18 protein-coding genes and 1 tRNA gene are annotated in these 17,362 nt (G+C 67.4%); 8 read left to right on the forward strand and 11 right to left on the reverse strand.

The window, feature by feature from the left end; genetic code table 11:
• Window positions 1-28: 28 nt before the first annotated feature.
• Together hisD and P1L40_RS17395 are read left to right on the forward strand one after the other, a co-directional pair.
• A complete protein-coding gene (gene hisD, locus P1L40_RS17390; RefSeq protein WP_284008891.1) occupies window positions 29-1,300 on the forward strand; it encodes a histidinol dehydrogenase in 1,272 nt (423 codons plus the stop codon).
• A 49-nt stretch (window positions 1,301-1,349) separates the two neighbouring features.
• Window positions 1,350-1,730: a HesB/IscA family protein gene (locus P1L40_RS17395; protein ID WP_284008892.1), complete on the forward strand. Its 381-nt coding sequence runs from the start codon at window positions 1,350-1,352 to the stop codon at window positions 1,728-1,730.
• Window positions 1,731-1,874: 144 nt separating this feature from the next.
• Here P1L40_RS17395 and P1L40_RS17400 read toward each other — a convergent pair whose 3' ends face one another.
• The 4 genes from P1L40_RS17400 to P1L40_RS17415 all read right to left on the reverse strand — a co-directional run bounded on the left by P1L40_RS17400 (window position 1,875) and on the right by P1L40_RS17415 (window position 4,385).
• Window positions 1,875-2,075: a dodecin gene (locus P1L40_RS17400; protein ID WP_284008893.1), complete on the reverse strand. Its 201-nt coding sequence runs from the start codon at window positions 2,073-2,075 to the stop codon at window positions 1,875-1,877.
• A 66-nt stretch (window positions 2,076-2,141) separates the two neighbouring features.
• Complete coding sequence (locus tag P1L40_RS17405) at window positions 2,142-2,813, reverse strand: DUF2238 domain-containing protein (protein WP_284008894.1); 672 nt, start codon at window positions 2,811-2,813, stop codon at window positions 2,142-2,144.
• Entirely contained in the window at window positions 2,810-3,430 is a 621-nt protein-coding gene (locus P1L40_RS17410) for a hypothetical protein (RefSeq protein WP_284008895.1), read from the reverse strand. Before P1L40_RS17410 ends, P1L40_RS17405 begins: the two co-directional genes overlap by 4 nt.
• A 40-nt stretch (window positions 3,431-3,470) precedes the next feature.
• Window positions 3,471-4,385, reverse strand: a complete 915-nt coding sequence (locus P1L40_RS17415; protein WP_284008896.1) for a metal-dependent hydrolase — start codon at window positions 4,383-4,385, stop codon at window positions 3,471-3,473.
• A gap of 188 nt (window positions 4,386-4,573) precedes the next feature.
• Between P1L40_RS17415 and P1L40_RS17420 the strand changes: the two genes are divergently transcribed.
• From P1L40_RS17420 to P1L40_RS17435, 4 genes are read left to right on the forward strand one after another with little or no spacing between them, the layout of a single operon-like run.
• The gene (locus P1L40_RS17420; RefSeq protein WP_284008898.1) at window positions 4,574-5,701 is read left to right on the forward strand and encodes a branched-chain amino acid ABC transporter permease; all 1,128 of its coding nucleotides are present in this window, start codon (window positions 4,574-4,576) and stop codon (window positions 5,699-5,701) included.
• The gene (locus P1L40_RS17425; protein ID WP_284008899.1) at window positions 5,698-6,969 is read left to right on the forward strand and encodes a branched-chain amino acid ABC transporter permease; all 1,272 of its coding nucleotides are present in this window, start codon (window positions 5,698-5,700) and stop codon (window positions 6,967-6,969) included. Before P1L40_RS17420 ends, P1L40_RS17425 begins: the two co-directional genes overlap by 4 nt.
• A complete protein-coding gene (locus tag P1L40_RS17430; protein ID WP_284008901.1) occupies window positions 6,962-7,825 on the forward strand; it encodes an ABC transporter ATP-binding protein in 864 nt (287 codons plus the stop codon). The genes P1L40_RS17425 and P1L40_RS17430 overlap by 8 nt, the downstream gene beginning before the upstream one ends.
• Window positions 7,822-8,577, forward strand: coding sequence for an ABC transporter ATP-binding protein (locus P1L40_RS17435; RefSeq protein ID WP_284008902.1), 756 nt, complete (start codon window positions 7,822-7,824; stop codon window positions 8,575-8,577). The genes P1L40_RS17430 and P1L40_RS17435 overlap by 4 nt, the downstream gene beginning before the upstream one ends.
• A 33-nt stretch (window positions 8,578-8,610) precedes the next feature.
• On the opposite strand, the gene P1L40_RS17440 is transcribed toward P1L40_RS17435, so the two are convergent.
• Together P1L40_RS17440 and thyX are read right to left on the reverse strand one after the other, a co-directional pair.
• The gene (locus P1L40_RS17440) at window positions 8,611-10,026 is read right to left on the reverse strand and encodes an ABC transporter substrate-binding protein (protein ID WP_284008915.1); all 1,416 of its coding nucleotides are present in this window, start codon (window positions 10,024-10,026) and stop codon (window positions 8,611-8,613) included.
• Between the two features lie 98 nt (window positions 10,027-10,124).
• Window positions 10,125-10,868 carry an FAD-dependent thymidylate synthase gene (gene thyX, locus P1L40_RS17445; protein ID WP_284008916.1) on the reverse strand — a complete coding sequence of 248 codons (744 nt, stop codon included), beginning with the start codon at window positions 10,866-10,868 and terminating at the stop codon, window positions 10,125-10,127.
• A 71-nt stretch (window positions 10,869-10,939) separates the two neighbouring features.
• Between thyX and P1L40_RS17450 the strand changes: the two genes are divergently transcribed.
• Window positions 10,940-11,452, forward strand: a complete 513-nt coding sequence (locus P1L40_RS17450) for a DUF21 domain-containing protein (RefSeq protein ID WP_284008917.1) — start codon at window positions 10,940-10,942, stop codon at window positions 11,450-11,452.
• A 3-nt stretch (window positions 11,453-11,455) separates the two neighbouring features.
• Here the strand turns inward: P1L40_RS17450 and P1L40_RS17455 are convergent, their stop codons facing one another.
• Together P1L40_RS17455 and P1L40_RS17460 are read right to left on the reverse strand one after the other, a co-directional pair.
• Complete coding sequence (locus P1L40_RS17455; protein ID WP_284008918.1) at window positions 11,456-13,012, reverse strand: aryl-sulfate sulfotransferase; 1,557 nt, start codon at window positions 13,010-13,012, stop codon at window positions 11,456-11,458.
• A 63-nt stretch (window positions 13,013-13,075) separates the two neighbouring features.
• Window positions 13,076-13,261: a DUF7576 family protein gene (locus tag P1L40_RS17460; RefSeq protein ID WP_284008919.1), complete on the reverse strand. Its 186-nt coding sequence runs from the start codon at window positions 13,259-13,261 to the stop codon at window positions 13,076-13,078.
• A gap of 135 nt (window positions 13,262-13,396) precedes the next feature.
• Here P1L40_RS17460 and P1L40_RS17465 point away from each other — a divergent pair, with 135 nt between their 5' ends.
• The gene (locus P1L40_RS17465) at window positions 13,397-14,440 is read left to right on the forward strand and encodes a type II CAAX endopeptidase family protein (RefSeq protein ID WP_284008921.1); all 1,044 of its coding nucleotides are present in this window, start codon (window positions 13,397-13,399) and stop codon (window positions 14,438-14,440) included.
• 27 nt (window positions 14,441-14,467) lie between these two features.
• Here the strand turns inward: P1L40_RS17465 and glmU are convergent, their stop codons facing one another.
• The 3 genes from glmU to P1L40_RS17480 all read right to left on the reverse strand — a co-directional run bounded on the left by glmU (window position 14,468) and on the right by P1L40_RS17480 (window position 17,328).
• A complete protein-coding gene (glmU, locus tag P1L40_RS17470) occupies window positions 14,468-15,649 on the reverse strand; it encodes a bifunctional sugar-1-phosphate nucleotidylyltransferase/acetyltransferase (RefSeq protein WP_284008922.1) in 1,182 nt (393 codons plus the stop codon).
• A 115-nt stretch (window positions 15,650-15,764) separates the two neighbouring features.
• A tRNA-Glu gene (locus P1L40_RS17475) sits at window positions 15,765-15,869 on the reverse strand.
• Window positions 15,870-15,966: 97 nt separating this feature from the next.
• Window positions 15,967-17,328, reverse strand: coding sequence for a sensor histidine kinase (locus tag P1L40_RS17480; RefSeq protein ID WP_284008923.1), 1,362 nt, complete (start codon window positions 17,326-17,328; stop codon window positions 15,967-15,969).
• Window positions 17,329-17,362 lie beyond the last annotated feature (34 nt).

The raw sequence follows: 17,362 nt of genomic DNA on the forward strand, positions 1-17,362 counted from the left end.
GTTTTTCGTCCCGTCACGAACCCTGGGTATGAACGTACGTTCCGTCGCAGACCTCGGGCCGGACGAGCGCGCGGCGCTGTTCGACCGTGACGCCGGCGTCGAGGCCGTCCGCGACGACGTGAGGGATATCGTCTCGCAGGTCCGCCAGGAGGGCGACGTTGCCCTCCGTCGGTTCGCGAGCGAGTTCGACGGTGTCGAAGTCGGCAACGTCGACATCACCGACGCCGCCGAACGCGCCTACGACGACCTCAACGACGAACTCGTCACCGCGATCGAACACGCCGCCGACAACATCAGGGCGTTCCACGAGCGCCAGGTCCCCGAGGACTGGCGCGAGACCGTCGACGGACGGGAACTGGGCCGGCGGTTCCGGCCGCTCGACAGCGCCGGCGTCTACGCGCCCGGCGGGACCGCTGCCTACCCGTCCAGCGCCTTGATGGGTGTCATCCCCGCCAAGGTGGCCGGTGTCGAGCACGTCGCCGTCGCCACACCGCCCGCAGAGACGATCAATCCCGTGACGCTGGCCGCCATCCACGTCGCCGGCGCCGACGCCGTCTACCAGGTCGGCGGGGCACAGGCCATCGCGGCACTGGCATACGGGACCGAGACGGTCAGCGCGACCGATATCGTCGTCGGCCCGGGCAACCGCTGGGTGACAGCGGCGAAAGCCGAGGTCCGTGGCGATGTCGCGATCGACTTCCTGGCCGGCCCCTCCGAGGTCCTCGTCGTCGCCGACGGGACCGCCGACCCCGAACTGGTCGCGGCCGACCTGGTCGCACAGGCCGAACACGACGAGAACGCCTCTGTCGTCGCGGTGACCGACGACGAAGCGCTGGCCGAGGCCGTCGTCGAAGCGGTCGACGAACAGGCCGCCGGTCGGGAACGCGAAGCGGTCATCCGGAGCGCGCTCGACAACGACGCGTCGGCCGTGCTCCACGCCCGCTCGATGAGCGAGGCCGTGCTGTTCGCCGAGGAGTACGCCGCCGAACACCTCTCGATCCAGGCCGACGACGACGAGGAACTGCTCGAACGGATTCCCTCCGCGGGGTCGGTGTTCCTCGGTCCGGACAGTCCGGTCGCCGCCGGCGACTACGCGACCGGCACGAACCACGTGCTGCCGACCGGCGGCGGCGCTCGCGTGACCGGCGGGCTCTCGGTCGACACGTTCGTCCGGTCGACGACCGTCCAGCGGCTCTCACACGATGCGCTCGCGGATCTCTCGGAGACGGTCACGACGCTCGCCGAGGCCGAGGGGCTCGAAGCCCACGCCGAGAGCGTCCGCAAGCGGTTCGAGGACTGACCTGCTGGCCGGCGTCAGTGTTTTGAGGGTCGAACGCGCACCTGTTGGTATGAGCAGCACAGCCGACGACGGCGAACCGGAACCGAACCCGGACCGGACGGCCGTCGCCGTCAGCGAACAGGCGGCCGAGGAAGCACTGGAGCTACTGACCAGTGAAGGGATGGACACCGATGTCGCCGGGCTCCGCTTGTTCGTCCAGCAGGGCGGGTGTGCGGGCCTCTCCTACGGGATGCGGTTCGAGCACGAACCGGAGGACGACGATACGGTCTACGAGCGCAACGGGCTCCGGGTGTTCGTCGACGGCGCCAGCCTGGACTACATCTCGGGGTCGGTACTGGACTACGAGGGCGGCCTCCAGGGGGCCGGTTTCCACGTCGAGAACCCCAACATCGTCAGCGAGTGTGGCTGTGGCGAGTCGTTCCGGACGTAGCGGCGCTGTCACTGTTCTTTCGCGAGTGTCGAGGCCGATCGCGGACTGATCCGGACGGGAGAGCACCGTCCGAGACGACCGAGGGTGGGAACTGTCCCGCCGGTGGCCTGCCGAACGCGACCCTGGGCTACGGTGTGGCGGCTGTCACTCTTCGAGTTCGAACGCGACGACGACTTCCGCCTGATACTCCCTGCCTTCGACGCTCCCGATCTCGACGCCTAGCTCCTCGACTTCTACCCACTTGAGGTTGTCAAGCGTCTTCTCGGCGCGCTCGATCGCGTCGTCCGCGGCGGCGTCGAAACTCTCGGAACTCGTCCCGATGAGGGTGATCTTCTTGAACACCATGGCATGGTATCATGCCACACGATCGGATATAAAACTACGGAAAGGGGTGGTCTGCGAGCCCGCGGTTCAGGAGTCGCTGTCCCCGGCGTTGCGGTCGAGCCACCCCTCGACGTGGCCGACGACATCGGTGAGGTGGGCCGTCCCCCACGTCGCGACGATGATGGCACCGATGGTGTCGAACACCAGATCGAGCATCGTGTCTTCGAGCCCGTACTGTGTGAGGATGTTACCGCTTCCCAGCGTCGTCGCCAGCAGCCCCAGCGAGAACTCGATGACCTCCCACAGCACGCCGAAGGCCATCACGAACAGGAGGACGAACACGAACGTGAACCGGGGCGGTAACACGAGGTCCGGGGAGTGCTCTTCGAGTGCCCTGACCGTGGTGTAGCCGACGGCGGCGACCACCGACGACGAGAGCGCGTGTGTGACGTGATCCCAGCCCGGAATCGTGGCGTAGAAGTTCTGTTCGGCCCCGGGGAGACCGACCACGCCGACGGCGTGGAGGAACACCGCCGACGAGATCCACAGCGTCAGCCCGGGGTCGAGCGCGATGTTGTAGTCCCGTTCGAGCACCGCGGGCAGCTGTGCGACCAGCAGACCGACACCCGTATTGACGATGATCCCGGTGCTTCCGCGTTCGACCCCGATAGCGAACAGTCCGACCATCGCGAACAGCATCAGCCGGGAGAGCCGAGTCTGCCACTCGTCGCTGATCCCGATGCGGTCACGGAGCCTCATTGCTCGATGCTCACCTCGTCGGGGACCCGGCTCACGCCGACTTGCCGACCGACGTAGACGGCGAAGACGAGGCCCGCGCCGACGCCGGCGACCGTCGACGCGACGAACTCCCACATCAGCGCCTCCTCGATGGCGTGCTCGGAGAGCGCGGGGTCGAGCAGAAAGCTCGTCCCCAGCAGCAAGTCCGCTCCCCAGCGAGCGACTGCCCACACGCCTGCCGTAGCCATCGTCGTGACGACGACGAACGCGACGGCGAACCGCGGCGTCATGCGGACCGGGCTGAACACGTGGAGTTCGACCGCGATGATCAACGCGACCGCCGCCACGGAGAGGTACTTCGCGAGGTTCCCCGTCACCTGGACGGTGGCGAACACTCGCCCCACCACTGGAAGCGCCGCGAGCAACAGGACTTCCCACGGGAGCATCGCGTTCCGGTGGCGCAACAACACTGGCGGCAAGACGGCCAGGGCGACGAGCCCCGCCGCGAACGCGGCCCACAGGAAGTCACCGTCGACGAGACTCGCCACGACGACGACGGCGACGACGGCGACGATGGCCCAGGCCACGAGAGCGTTGGCTCGCTCGTCACGGAGCAACCGACGGACATCGCGGTTCATATCTGGGGGTGCAGTCGGACGAGCAAAGGTCTACCGCCGCTCAGAGCGCGCCCAGCGCGAGCGCGTAGGCGAGCGCCGCGATCGTCACCGCCGCGAGCCCGGTCACGAGCGTCGAGAGCCAGTCGACCTCGCGGCTGAACGGCCTGATCGGCGTCCCGACGGCCCCCAGCGCGAGGACGCTGAACACGAAGTGCGCCGACTGTTCCAGCGTCGGTGCGGGGATGACGAGCGCGGCACCGGCGTAGCCGACTCCGAGGGACGCACGTGGGTGGACGAGCCGGGTGAGCGACTGGCCCCGGCTGTGGGCGTAGGCGTACACCGCCAGCCAGACCGTACTCAGTTCGATGGCGAACGCGCCGAGGAGATGCAGTGTCGGGTCCGGGTGGAGCACCACCAGATCGGTGACCACCTGCACGTCGAACGGGTACAGCAACGGCGGCGGCGATCCGGTGAAGAGGTCGCCGAAGGGGTGTGAGAGCAGGCCCACGAGCGCCAGCGGAAGGAGTGTCCGCGGCGATACGTCCAGCCGCCCGGCGACCGCCGCGACGGCGAGCCCGCTGGCGGCGAACACGAGTGTGACGACACCGCCGACTGGGCCGCTGACGACCGCCGCGACGACGGTCAGCGAGACGACGAGTGCGACTGCGAGGGCACGCCCGGCGCCCGTCGACAGCCGCCAGCAGACGGCCGCGACGGCCAGCGTTCCCCCCATCACGAGCGAGTGTGTCGGGCCGCGGTGGATGACGTTTGCCGTCTCCCAGAACACGTCCGGCCCGACGGTCGCTGTCGACCGCAAGAGGAGTCCGACCGGTGCGTAGACCACGTCAACGTCCGGAACTGCGGCGAACAGGCCGGCTACCGCGCCGAACTGCACCGCTCGCCGCGGCGCCACGCCGAGCCACTGGGCGAGGAGGACGACGACGGCGAACGCGAACAGTCCGTGGCCGACGAACATACTACGTGGTTCTCGGTCCAGAAGCTTAACTGTCGCGTGTCAGACGCTCTCGGGGTGGAAAGCCGACGTTACCGGGCGAGATTCGGTGCCAGCGGGGCCGGAACCGTCACGAACGCGTCAATCGACCCGCAACTCTCCGCGTGTTCCGATGTGTTATTTAGGGCGGACTCCCGAACGGCCTACAACAGATGGCTATCGCAGAGTCGGTTCGAGACCGAGGACGCCTGTTCGTCGAGCGACCCGGGGGACTCGTCGTCGCCGCCGTCGCCGGGTATCTCCTGCTCGACCTCCTCGTGAAACTGAGTGGGACGAACCTCTACTTCGGGGGCATCAAACTGATCGGTGGATCGCTCACCCCGTCCTCGCTGGGGACGATGGTGCTGGACGGGATTCTGGTCGGGTTGGCCGTCGGGTTGGCCGGGATCGGCCTCTCGATGACCTACAGCATCCTCGACTTCGCGAACTTCGCACACGGTGACACCGTCACCGCCGGCGCCTTCTTCGGCTGGGTCGTCGCCTACGTCCTCGCCGGGGCCGGAACCGGTGCGTCGCTCGATCAACTGTTCCTGTTCGACTCCGGCGTCCAGTTGAGCGCCGTCTCGACGTTCGTCCCGGTGCTTGTCGGCCTCGTGGTGGCCGCCGTCGGGACGGTCGCGCTCGTCCTGTTGCTCGATCGGCTGACCTACCAGCCGATGCGTGACTCGGGTAACATCTCGCTGCTGATCGCCTCGATCGGCGTCGCGCTCGCGCTCCGGTACGGCATCGCGTTCGTGTTCGGGACACAGACCAGCGGGGTCGCCACCAGCGGCCTCCAGATCACACTGCTGGCGCTGCCCAGCGGCACCATCACGATCACCGACAACGAACTGACGCTGCTGGTCGTCTCGCTCGTGGCGATGCTGGGCGTCCACGTGTTGCTCCAGCGGACCACGCTCGGGAAGGCGATGCGCGCGATGGCCGACAACGAAGATCTGGCCCGTGTGACGGGCATCCCGACAGAGCGGGTCGTCCGGCTGACCTGGATCCTCGGCGGCGGGCTCGCGGGGATCAGCGGCTACCTGCTCGTCCTGGAGAGCGGGACGATCTCCTTCAACTTCGGCTGGATCCTCCTCCTCCTCATCTTCTCGGCGGTCATCGTCGGCGGCATCGGTTCGATCTACGGCGCGATGGCCGGCGGCGTCCTCATCGGTCTGGTCGACAGCATGGCGCTGATCTGGCTCCCCTCGGGGCTGACGAAGGCCGCCGCGTTCTTCGTGCTCATCGTCGTGCTCCTGTTGCGCCCGTCGGGCATCTTCTCGGGGGTGACGACCGCATGAGCACCGCCGGTCTGCGCGCCCGCGTGGACAATCTCCCGGACCCGGTGCTGGTCGTCGGCTTCCTGGCGGCGATCTGGCTGTTGCTGACCGGCTTCGCGTTCCTCGTGGGCGGCCAGCAGTGGACGAACCTCGCGGCCGGCTTCGTCGGCAGCGTCACCATCCTGGTAGCGGCCTACGCTCTGCTCGTGTTGGCGCTGAACCTCCAGTGGGGGTACACCGGGCTGTTCAACATCGGCGTCGCCGGCTTCATGGCCGTCGGCGCCTACACCACGGCGATCCTGACCGCGCCGGCCGACGCCGGTGCCGGGTCTGTCCCCGGTTTCGGACTCCCGCTGTGGGTCGGCCTGCTCGGTGGGATGGTGATGGCCGCCGTCGTCGGTGCCGTCGCCGCCCTGCCGGCGCTCCGACTGAAGGCCGACTACCTCGCCATCGTCACGGTCGCGCTCTCGGAGATCATCCGCCTGTTCGTCAACTGGAGCGGCGTCGCCGAGGTCCGCCTGTTCGGTGCCCGCTTCGGGACCGGCGGCGGGACCGGGATCTCGTTCCCCTCTCCCAGCGGTATCGTCTCGGGGCTCGTCAACGGTCCGGGTCAGCCGATCGTCGCGCTCGCCGAGAGCGTCGGCATCTCCGGCCCGAACGTCGCCAACATCGCCTACGGACTGGTCCTGCTGGCCGTCGTCGCCGGCGGCTACTGGGTGCTGGCCCGCGTGGTGAACTCGCCGTTCGGTCGCGTGCTGAAAGCGATCCGGGAGGACGAGACAGTCACCCAGTCGCTGGGCAAGGACACCCGGCTGTTCAAGATCAAGGCGTTCATGATCGGCTGTGCGCTGATGGGGCTTGCCGGCGCCCTGTTCAGGGGCCAGGCGGGCTACATCAGTCCCCAGCAGTTCCGGCCGGCGATCACGTTCTACGTCTTCGCGGCGCTCATCATCGGCGGCTCGGGGTCGAACACCGGCAGCATCCTCGGCGCGGCGACTTTCGCCGCCCTGCTGTTCTACGTCCCTGCGCGCCTGGGCGAGTACGCGCCCGTCGCTGGCAGCGGGACGCCGGGCAACATCGTCGAGGCGGTCGCGGCGCTGTCGTCGCTGGACCCCCTGCCGATGCTCGCTTACACGGCGGCCAACGTCTCGACGCTGCGGTTCGTCCTCATCGGCGTCGTCCTGATCCTCATCATCCAGCGCCAGCCCGACGGGCTGCTGGGCCATCGGGCGGAACCGGCGAGCAGCGTCCCGCTGGACCGCCCACAGGGAGGTGAGGACGATGAGTGAAACTGTCCCCGACGCCGACAGGGAGTCGACGGCAGGAACCGAGACAGCGACGGAGGACGGACCCGCCGTCGAGAGCGCCGCCATCGACGCGCCGCTGCTGGAAGTCGACGGCCTCCGCAAGGAGTTCGGGGGCGTGACCGCGGTCGACGACGCCTCCTTCGCCGTCGAACCCGGTGCGCTGACCGGCCTGATCGGGCCAAACGGCGCCGGCAAGTCGACGACGTTCAACTGCATCACCGGCGCACATACGCCGACCGACGGCACCGTCCGGTTCGACGGACAGGACATCACAGGCCTCCCGCCCTACGAGATCGCACAGCGCGGGCTGGTCCGGACGTTCCAGATCGCCCGCGAACTCTCCGAGATGACGGTCCTGGAGAACGTCATGCTCGCCCCGCCCGGCCAGGTCGGCGAGTCGGCGCTGCGGGCCGTGGTGCCGGGCCTCCGCGGCGGTGTCGAACGCGACGAGCGCGAGGTCGTCGAGCGGGCCTGGGAGACGCTGGACTTCTTCGAGATCGACCACCTCGCCCACGAGAACGCCGGCAACCTCTCGGGCGGCCAGCGGAAACTGCTGGAGATGGCTCGCGTCCTGATGACCGACCCGGAGATGGTCCTGCTGGACGAACCGCTGGCCGGCGTCAACCCCACGCTGGAGGAGAAACTGCTCGAACGCATCCACGACCTCCGGGAGGACGGCCTGACCTTCCTCCTGGTCGAGCACGACATGGACGTGATCATGAACCACTGTGAACATATCATCGTCATGCACCAGGGGAGCGTCCTGGCCGAGGGCGACGCCGAGACGATCCGGTCCGACGAGCGTGTACTCGACGCCTACCTGGGAGGTGACGTATGAGTCCCAGCGCCCAGCGGTCGACAGAGGTCGAGCTACCGGACCCTGCCGAGAGCCTCCTCTCGGTTCGGGACCTGGACGCCGGCTACGGCGACCTCCAGGTGCTCTCGGACGTGGACATGGATGTCGGCGACGGCGAGTACGTCGTCATCGTCGGCCCCAACGGCGCCGGCAAGTCGACCGTGATGAAGTCGGTTTTCGGGCTCACGACGTACATGGGCGGACAGGTCGTCTTCGACGGCCTCAACATCGAGCAACTACGGCCCGACCAGATCATCCACGAGGGGATCGGCTACGTCCCACAGAGCGACAACGTCTTCGAGACGCTCTCGATCCGGGAGAACTTAGAGATGGGTGCGTACATCCTCGATTCGGTCCCCGAAGATCGGATCGAGGCCGTCTACGACCGGTTTCCGATCCTTCGTGAGCGGTCCCAAAAGAAAGCCGGGACACTCTCGGGCGGCCAGCGCCAGATGCTCGCGATGGGCCGGGCACTGATGCTCGATCCGGACCTCCTCCTGCTGGACGAGCCCTCGGCCGGCCTCGCGCCCGACCTCGTCGAGGAGATGTTCGATCGCATCGACGAGATCAACGCCGACGGAACGTCGGTCCTGATGGTCGAACAGAACGCGAAGGAAGCGCTGCGCCGGTGTGACCGGGGGTACGTCCTCGTCCAGGGCCAGAACCGCTACCAGGACACCGGCGAGACGCTGCTGAACGATCAGCAGGTCCGCCAGGAGTTCCTGGGCGGCTGATCGGCGGTCGTAAAAATTCGGCTGCGTACCGTTCTACTGACTCAGCGCGCTGTTGAGCTGGGACGTGTAGGAGGACTGCTGGGACTCGAAGCCGATCTGGTTGAGCACCGAGCCGCCGGCCTCCTGAAAGGCCGTCGCGAAGCTCTCCTGGAGCGCCTGGCCGTAGCTGTTGTTGAGATACAGCGTCGCGGCCGTCGACGCACCGAGTTCCTCGGTAGCGACCTGGGCGAGTACCTGGCCCTGGAGCGCGTCGCTCGGGGGCGTGCGGAACAGGTAGTCGTCGTCCTCCAGCGAGGTGATCGCCGGCGAGGTCGAGGCCGGCGAGCAGGCGACGACGCTGTTGTTGACCAGGACGTTGTTGGCGACCTGGATCGTCGACTCGGAGCTTGCGGCCCCGGTGATCATCGGGTAGCCGGCGCTCACCAGGGAGTTCGCGGCCTCGATGGCCGCCTGGGCGCGGGACTGGGTGTCACCCACCTGCGTGTCGAACGTGAAGTCGACCTCGCCCTCTAGCTGGCGGGCCGGCAGGAGCGCGGCGTCCCGGATCGCGACGCCCAGCGGCCCGAGGTCGCCGGTCTCGGGCTGGAGGACGCCCAGTCGGACGGTCCGCCCGCTGTCGGAGCCACTCGCCGACGGTTCGGGCTGTGGGATGTCACCCGAGCCACCGAAGTCGATGGTCTGTTGGGTCTCGTACCCGTCCATGGTGAACCCGAAGACCTGGTAGCGCGCGGAGGTGATGTCGCCGTTCTCGTCGAAGTTGACGTTGCTGGACGCCCCCTCGTAATTGATGTTCTCGCCCGCTGCGGCGGCCTCGATGGCCGCGGGAAGCTCCGACGGGCCGTAGCTCGTCCCGCCGGGGTTGGCGACCACGCGCATGTGGTCACGGATGGCTTCCCCGTCGTTCTCGCCGGCCATGACGTTCGCGAGGATCTGGACCGCGCTGGCGTCGTAGGCCTGTGCGGTGAAGACGCCGGGCTGGTCGTAGTCGAACTCGGAGGTGAACAGGTCGGCGAAGGTCTCCTGTCCGGGCCCGGAGGAGGTCGGAGCCGTCCCCATCACGTTGGACATGTCGTTACCGACGTTGCCCGGCAGATCCGCCGACTGGAGGCCGTCGGTCACCAGGATGTCGACATCGTCGTCGTCGTAATCGGAGTAGTAGTCCTTGAACAGCTGGACACCGCTCTGGGGATACCCCACGACGATGAGCACGTCGGGGCCGACGGAACTCCCGCCGTCACCGCCGTCGCCGCCGCCACCGTCACCGCCGTCGCCGCTGCCGCCATCACCGCTGCCGCCGTCACCGCCGTCACCGCCGTCACCACTGCCGCCGTCGCCACCACTGCCGCCGTCGGCCTGTTCGGTCGTACAGCCCGACAGCCCCACGATGCCGAGGGAGCCGAGCGCACCGGTTCGCTTCAGGAACGTTCGTCGACTGCTGTCACGAGACATATTCACCCGTGGTTGTACCCCAACGTAGAAATATGTTGTCTGTCGACCAACGGTGTCCGGCCCCGAGACGGTCCGGATCGGTCGGTTGGGTCCTGTCGCTACGGTGCCAGACGGTTCTTCCGGTTTTTCATGTGTTCCTCGTAGTGGGCGAAGGTGATCGGGCACCAGTCGGCCGCGAGATCGAGCAGTTCCTCCGTCAGGGTGCGAATCTCCCACTGTGCATCGGCGGCGGCGCGCATGTCGGCCACGTGCATCAACATCCGGGCGTTCATCGACATGACGATGTTCACCTTCGTGCCGATCGGGAGGACGAAGCGGGCGTCCTCGGGGGGCATCCCCAGGTCCAGCAGTTCCTGGTAGGACTCGACGGCGTGTTCGATTGTGTCGTTGAACACCTCGGTGCGGCGTTCGACAGTCTCCTCGTCGACATCGCCCGTCTTCTGGTTACGCCCCACCCAGTCCGGGTCGGTCGCCGACGGAGGCGTGACGACGAGTTCCCCTTCGCGCACGTCCTCGGGGTCGACATCGTCGAAGGCGACGTACCGCATCGACTGTACGTCGAACGAGACGTGCCGGTGGCGCGTGATCTGTGCCATACACGAGCGGGAGACACCCTTCACGGCGAAGGTGATCTGTGGGTGTTCGAACGGACCGAAGTGGCCGTGGTCAAGCAGGTGGCCGATCAGCGTCTCCTTTTTCGCCTCGATATCGTCGCCCTCGACAGTCTCCATCGTCGCCTCGAAGGATTGCCCGCCGACGAACTCCCCGCTGTAGTCGTTGCGGGCCCCCTTGCAGACGAGTTCCTCCGGATCAGCCGTCGCTTCCAGCAGCGTGACTTCCATACCGGACGGGAACACCCGAACGGGATAATTCTTTCCGGGTGGACTTTCGGGGTGGCGCGTCTGTCTCCTGTATGGATCCATCGACGCTGTCGAGCCTGGGTGCGATCGTCGTGTTGCTGGCCGCGAGCGCGTTCTTCTCGAGCAGCGAGACCGCGCTGTTTACCGTCTCACGGGAGTCGCTGACCGCCGTGGCCGAGTCCGATCCCCGCGCCGCGGCAGCACTGGACGTGCTCGCCGACCCACACCGACTGCTCGTGACGATCCTGGTCGGGAACAACGTCGTCAACATCGCCGTCTCCAGTCTCCTGACGGCGCTGTTGGTCGAACGGGTCCAGTCGAGCGTCGCGGTCGTGGTCACGACAGTCGTCGCCAGCAGCGTCATCCTGATCGCCGGCGAGATCGTCCCGAAGTCCTACGGTCTCGGGCACGCGGACTCCTACGCGCTACGGGTCGTTCGTCCGCTCCGGTACGTCGAACTCCTCCTGTATCCGGCGGTCGCCGCGTTCGACCTGCTGACCAGGCAGATCACCGAACGGCTCGGCGGCCAGCAGGCCATCGAGCGTCCCTACGAGGACGACGGCTAGGGGTCAGCGGAGGCGTCCGCCCGCTCGCTCGATCACGCCGCGAACCCACCGGCCCGCGCCCCGGAGAGTGAACCGCGACCAGTAGCACTCGACGCTCCCCCAGGTCAGGCCGGTCCCGACCGCGACCGCGGCGAACGCGAGGTCGCTGAACCGGACCCAGGAGGGCGCGACGTACAGCAGTCCGTTGGCGACAAGCGGCGGGACGACGCCCTTGAGCGCCAGCCAGAACTGCTCGTCGACGGACCGATCCGCGCCCGAGACGCTCTCGGCCGCGCCTGCGTCGACCCGTTCGACGACCGTGGTGGCGTTCTCATCGCTGTCGCTGACCGCCCGCCGGTAGGGCGCGGCCGGGCCGCCGGCGCTCTCGTCGCCGGTACCCAGCCGTTCCACGTCGTAGGGCATCCCCACGTCGGCCGACCAGACGACCGTGTTCTCCGGGCCGATCTCCGCGACCCGGTCGCCGTGGGAGTCGACGACGAACGTGTTGCCGTCGGGGAGCCGGTCGGCGTCGCGGGGCCACTGGAGCCGGACATCCCGCCAGGTCCAGGTGCGTTCCCACCCCTGTCCGGTGCGGTGGTACTCGACGATCCGGCCGTTCTCGGAGTCGGCGACCAGGACGCTGGGGCCGCCCAGTCGCGGCGGGACGTAGTCGGGATTGTGCTGTTCGTAGAGGACGCTGTGGTCGCCGTCGGTCCCCAGCGTCGCGTCCGCGTCGACGGCCCACTCTCCCCCAGTGCGTTCGAGGAAGATCACCTCGTCCATGTTCCGCGGGCTGACCATGATCCGGCCGTCAGCGAGCAGTTCCACGTCGTTGATGTGAGTCCAGTCGCCGGCCTGACCGCCGGCCGAGCGGTCGTAGTGGTCGGCCGCGCTCCAGCGCCACGCGACTTCTCCGTCGCGGGTGTCGACGGCGTAGACGCCGTCGTTGACGATGTCCGCGATCACGATGTGTGTCTCGTTGATCCGGTCCACGTCGTGCCAGCGGGCCGAGTACAGCCGCGGGGTGAGTTCGCTGTAGACCGTCTCCTGGGCGCCGGTCGTGAGGTTGACGCGGTTGACGACGTTGCGCGTGCAGGGCTCGCCGCCGACCGGTTCGCAGATCTCGTTGCCGTAGTGGTTGGCGGCGACGTACTCGACGGTGTAGCGGGTGCCCGGGACCGGGTCCACGTCGAAGTACACGCGATAACTGTCGTCGTAGTACACGAGTGTCCCGTTCGGGAGAAACGCGGCCAGTTCGGCCCGCTCGTCGGTGACGTAGAAACCCTGCGTGGCGACGACAGAGAGGTTCCGATCGGTCCGGGCGACGGCCCGGGAGACTCTCGCGGTCGACCAGTTCGTTCCCCGGACGCCGCCGTCTCGTGCCCGGTCGAACCGCGATTCGAGGTCGACGTTCAGCCGGCCGGTCGTGCGGACGGTCCCGTCGTCTCCCGTCGGGGCTGCCTGGGCGTTCGAGCCAGCACCGAGCCCCTCTGTGGTCCCGTAGCTGTAGCCGACGGCGGAGACGGCCAACAGGAGAACGGAGACGAAGAGTACACGGACGACGCGGCGTCGACGGCTCATCTACGTAGTCGCATGCGGGTCCGAGTAAAGGGTCTTGTGTCGCTTGTACCAGTGACCGACCGCTCAGTTCTCGTCCCACTCGGCGCGACACTGCTCGTCACAGAAGTGCGCTGTCTGGACGTTCCCGTCTTCGACCCAGGTCGTGACGCGATGGGTGACTTCGTTCGCGATGGCGTCGCCACACACCGCGCAGTTGGGTGCCTCGTCCTCGTCGATATCTTCGTGGTGATCCGATGTCGGGTCGACCATCGTATCTGAGCGTCGGCGCCACCCTACTTAATCCCACATATCCGTCCCGAACACTTGGGCGGTCACCGGGAGTGAGCGGCCGTGGTACATGTCGGCACATATGTATTTATCTCGTCGACGCGCGTCCTCTCCAGTATGACTCTCGGAAGATACGTCTGGAGCGATGCGGAGAACCGGGCTCGAACCCCGGTTCGCCTCGTGGTCGGATTCGCCGTGATCGCACTCGTCGCTGTGGTCGGAACTGTCGCGGCCGAACTCTCACTGAGTATCCTGTGGCCATCGGTCCCCTTCGTGTACTACCTCATCGGGACGACGCTCGGTCTGGGGGTGGGGGCACTGGTCGGTGTCGGTGTCGTCGCTCGGTATATCGACAGACGGTCCCTGATAGGCTACGGACTCCGAGGGAGTCGGGCCTGGTGGCGAGATCTGGGTGTCGGTATCGCCCTCGCAACGACAGCCGTGGCTGTCGGAGTCGGTATCGGACTGGTGAGTGGGTGGGCTATCGTCACGGACACAATCGTTGCGGCGTCGGGCGGGTTCGTGCTAGCGATGCTCGCCTCCCTCGCGCTGTTCGCGATCGTCGGACTCTACGAGGAACTTGTCGTACGCGGGTTCGTGCTCACGAACATCGCCGAGGGTCTCGTGGGATACGGTTCGGCAGTTGCGGCCACTGTCGCTGTCGTGGCTTCGAGCCTCCTGTTCGGCGCCATCCACCTGGCGAACGCGAACGCGTCTCCCGTCGCGGTGGCCGGGGTCGCTGTCATCGCCATCACACTCGGGGTGAGTTACGTGCTGACCGGACGGCTCGGACTCGCTGTCGGATTCCACGCCGCCTGGAACACGGCGATGGGTGTCCTGTTTGGATACCCAGTAAGCGGCTTCGAGGCGCCTGCTAGCGTCTTTGTCGTAGATTCGATCGGCCCCGCGATCTGGACCGGCGGCGCGTTCGGTCCCGAGGCCGGCCTGCTGGGTGTGCTCGCGGCGGCCGTCGGACTCGTGGGAGTCGTCGCCTACGCCAGACTCGTCGAGGGACGGGTCGGCATCCATCCCGATCTATTCACTGCCGAACTTCGCGGAGGGAGTGAGGAGAGCAGTCCCGTCGAGAACATCCGGGGAGAGAGGCCGACCGACGGAGACCTGACTGTCAGTTACGAGTCGGGCGTGGATTCGAATCGATAACCGCGCGGGAGTTCCACCGGTGCCGGGTCAGCGATCTCTGGTAACACTCTCGCCCGGCGTCGTCGTCGCCCCGGTCGAGAGCACGACGCCGGCGTTGAGGCTCGTGTTGATCGCCGTCTTGACTCCGTCGCCGGCGACGACACCGAACTTCCGTCGCCCGGTCGACACTCGTTCTCCTTTCACCGTCATCCGCACGTCGGCCCCGTCGTGGCGGAGGTTCGCCACCTGCGTGCTGGCGCCGAAGTTGACATCGGTGCCGAGGACGCTGTCACCCACGTAGGAGACGTGCGGGACGTTCGAATCCCGACCGACGACCGAGTTCTTGATCTCGACGCCGTGGCCGATATGAGCGTTCTCGGAGAGCAACGTCGCACCGCGAACGTAGGCATTGGGACCGACCGTCGCGCCCGAGCGGAGCAGTGCCGGCCCCTCGATCACGACGCCGGGTTCGACGACGGCGCCCTCCTCGACGACGACGGTCCCCCGGAGGTCGGCGTCACCGCGAACGTCGCCGTCGATCCGGCGGTCCATCGCGGCCAGTTTCCACTCGTTCGCCGCCAGCAGTTCCCAGGGGCGGCCAACGTCGAGCCAGCGGTCGACCTCCACGGCGGTGACGGTCTGTTCCGCGATGACCCTCGCGAGCACGTCGGTGATCTCGCGCTCGTCACGGTCGCTGAGTGGTACCTCTAGCCACTCCCTCGCTTCGGCCGGGAACACGTACGCGCCGGCGTTCGCCAGGTCCGTCGGCGGATCGGCGGGCTTTTCGACGATGTCGGTGACGGTGTCGCCCTCGGTCGAGAGGACGCCGTAGTTGCTCGGATCGTCGACCCGGTAGGCCGCCACGGACGGCGCCGCGTCGAACAGCGCGGTCAGGCTCGCCTCGTCGTAGAGGTTGTCGCCGTTGAGGACGGCGAAGGGGCCGTCGATGTACTCGCTGGCCGCGTCGACCGCGTCGGCCGTCCCGAGTTGCTCCGTCTGGACGGCGAACGACACCGGCACACCGCCGTAGCTGTCCCCGAAGTACGAGCGCACGTCGTCGGCCTCGTACCCGACGACGAAGATCAGTTCGTCGGCGCCGGCGGCGATCGCCGTATCCGCCGTGTGTGCCACGAGCGGGCGGTCGGCGACCGGGAGCATCGGCTTCGGCGTGTTGGCCGTCAGCGGCCGCATCCGGGTCCCTTCGCCGGCTGCCAGAATCACTGCTTGCATACGGGGCGACTCGCCCGGTCATCGAAAATAGCTGTCGCTCCCTGACGACCCGTCTGGCGTGAGTCGGCGGCCTGGACCGGACCTGTCGGTCGGCGGTCGACGCCTCGTGAGAATGTGCTCGGTAGGGGATTTGAACCCCTGTCCTCGGCTGTCTTCCTCGCGGAGGGTGACTCCGTGAGCCGAAAGGCCAAGATGATTGGCCGGACTACACCAACCGAGCGCATCCTACTGTATCGGGTGCTCCGTTTTAATCCCATCGAAACGCCGGCTCCCTGTGGCGCCGTCTCACTCCGGGACGGGCCGCCGATCGTCGGCGATCAGCACCACTCGACACCGAGCACGTCGATGCGGGCACCACCCGTCTCGCTCGGACGTGCCCGAACCGTCCACCCGTGGGCTTCGGCGACGCTCTCTACGATCGCGAGCCCGAAGCCGGTCCCCGTCTCGCTCGTCGTAAATCCCTGGTCGAACACCGCGTTCGCGTCGGTGTCCTCGAACCCGACGCCGTCGTCGGCGACGAAGAACCCGCCCGCCGACCCCTCCGGGTCGAAGCGATCGACGGTGATCGTTATTTCGGCGTCGTCGACGCGGCCGTGTTCGAGACTGTTGCGAAACAGGTTCTCGAACAGCCGCTGGAGCCGGCTCGGGTCGGCCTCGATATCGCCCAGCGTCCCGACCGACAGCGTCGCGTCCGCCGTTCCCACGGTCCCCCAGGCGCTCTCTGCGATCCGGTCGAGCGAGACACGCTCTCCGTTCTGGATCTGTTTGCCTTCGCGTGCGAGCGTGAGCACGTCGGTGATGAGTTCGTCCATCCGGTCCAGCGCGCCCGCGATCGCTTCCAGATGCTCGCTGTCACACTCCTCGGTGAGGACGGTCGTCCGCCCCATCGCCACGTCGAGCGGGTTTCGCAGGTCGTGGCTGATCGCGCTGGCGAACTGTTCGAGCCGTTCGTTTTGCCGTTCGAGCGCGTCACGGTCGGCAACCCGGTCGCTGATGTCCGTGATCGTCCCGACGTGGTACTGCCGGTCGCCGACAGTGATCGCTGTGGTGTGTGTCTCGACCGGCAACTCCGTCCCGTCCGATCGACGATGTGTCGCCTCCGCACGCCGTGTCTCGCCGACCGCGAACGACGCCCAGTACCGTTCGAATCGGTCGGGGTCGACGGTGGGATTGACCTCCCAAACGGGCGTGTCCAGGAGAGACTGCGGTGACTGATCGAGCAAGTCGGCGTAGGTCGGGTTGACGTAGCGAAACTGCCCGTCGGCGGCGTACAGCGCGACGCCGACACCGACGCCGTCGACGATCTTCGCGAAGAGTTGCCCGGTCTCGCTCGCCTCGTCGGACAGCAGATCACTGACCCGCTCCCGGAGCCGTCGGTCGTACTCGGGCAGGTCCCGCGGGAGAAACGCCGTGACGCCGGCGTCGACGGCACGACTGGCGAGTTCGCTGTCACCCGTCTCCGGGGTGAGAACGAACGCGACCGTCGGGCGGCGCTCTCGAACGGCCTCGAACAGCTCCAGCCCGTCGTCGTCCCCGATGTCGTACTCGCTGACGACACAGTCGACACCGTCGAGAGCCGACACCGCGTCGGCGAGCGTCGCTGCAGTCGTCACTTCTCCGGGCAGTGTCCCGGCCCGCTCGCGGTCGCGCCCGACGTACAACACCGACGCGTCGGTCACGTGGCAACCCACATGTGGGGACATTAGGAAGTAA

The organism is Haloarcula pelagica (genome assembly GCF_030127105.1).
Lineage (GTDB): Archaea > Halobacteriota > Halobacteria > Halobacteriales > Haloarculaceae > Haloarcula > Haloarcula pelagica.

What these genes read in the sequence shown, in the direction of transcription:
- P1L40_RS17430 (WP_284008901.1), top strand. Translation starts at nt 6,962, where the DNA reads ATGAGTGAAACTGTCCCCGACGCCGACAGGGAGTCGACGGCAGGAACC.
- P1L40_RS17455 (WP_284008918.1), bottom strand. Translation starts at nt 13,012, where the DNA reads ATGAGCCGTCGACGCCGCGTCGTCCGTGTACTCTTCGTCTCCGTTCTC.
- hisD (WP_284008891.1), top strand. Translation starts at nt 29, where the DNA reads ATGAACGTACGTTCCGTCGCAGACCTCGGGCCGGACGAGCGCGCGGCG.
- P1L40_RS17425 (WP_284008899.1), top strand. Translation starts at nt 5,698, where the DNA reads ATGAGCACCGCCGGTCTGCGCGCCCGCGTGGACAATCTCCCGGACCCG.
- P1L40_RS17440 (WP_284008915.1), bottom strand. Translation starts at nt 10,026, where the DNA reads ATGTCTCGTGACAGCAGTCGACGAACGTTCCTGAAGCGAACCGGTGCG.
- P1L40_RS17395 (WP_284008892.1), top strand. Translation starts at nt 1,350, where the DNA reads ATGAGCAGCACAGCCGACGACGGCGAACCGGAACCGAACCCGGACCGG.
- P1L40_RS17420 (WP_284008898.1), top strand. Translation starts at nt 4,574, where the DNA reads ATGGCTATCGCAGAGTCGGTTCGAGACCGAGGACGCCTGTTCGTCGAG.
- P1L40_RS17415 (WP_284008896.1), bottom strand. Translation starts at nt 4,385, where the DNA reads ATGTTCGTCGGCCACGGACTGTTCGCGTTCGCCGTCGTCGTCCTCCTC.
- P1L40_RS17460 (WP_284008919.1), bottom strand. Translation starts at nt 13,261, where the DNA reads ATGGTCGACCCGACATCGGATCACCACGAAGATATCGACGAGGACGAG.
- thyX (WP_284008916.1), bottom strand. Translation starts at nt 10,868, where the DNA reads ATGGAAGTCACGCTGCTGGAAGCGACGGCTGATCCGGAGGAACTCGTC.
- P1L40_RS17405 (WP_284008894.1), bottom strand. Translation starts at nt 2,813, where the DNA reads ATGAGGCTCCGTGACCGCATCGGGATCAGCGACGAGTGGCAGACTCGG.
- P1L40_RS17400 (WP_284008893.1), bottom strand. Translation starts at nt 2,075, where the DNA reads ATGGTGTTCAAGAAGATCACCCTCATCGGGACGAGTTCCGAGAGTTTC.
- P1L40_RS17410 (WP_284008895.1), bottom strand. Translation starts at nt 3,430, where the DNA reads ATGAACCGCGATGTCCGTCGGTTGCTCCGTGACGAGCGAGCCAACGCT.
- P1L40_RS17435 (WP_284008902.1), top strand. Translation starts at nt 7,822, where the DNA reads ATGAGTCCCAGCGCCCAGCGGTCGACAGAGGTCGAGCTACCGGACCCT.
- P1L40_RS17450 (WP_284008917.1), top strand. Translation starts at nt 10,940, where the DNA reads ATGGATCCATCGACGCTGTCGAGCCTGGGTGCGATCGTCGTGTTGCTG.
- glmU (WP_284008922.1), bottom strand. Translation starts at nt 15,649, where the DNA reads ATGCAAGCAGTGATTCTGGCAGCCGGCGAAGGGACCCGGATGCGGCCG.
- P1L40_RS17465 (WP_284008921.1), top strand. Translation starts at nt 13,397, where the DNA reads ATGACTCTCGGAAGATACGTCTGGAGCGATGCGGAGAACCGGGCTCGA.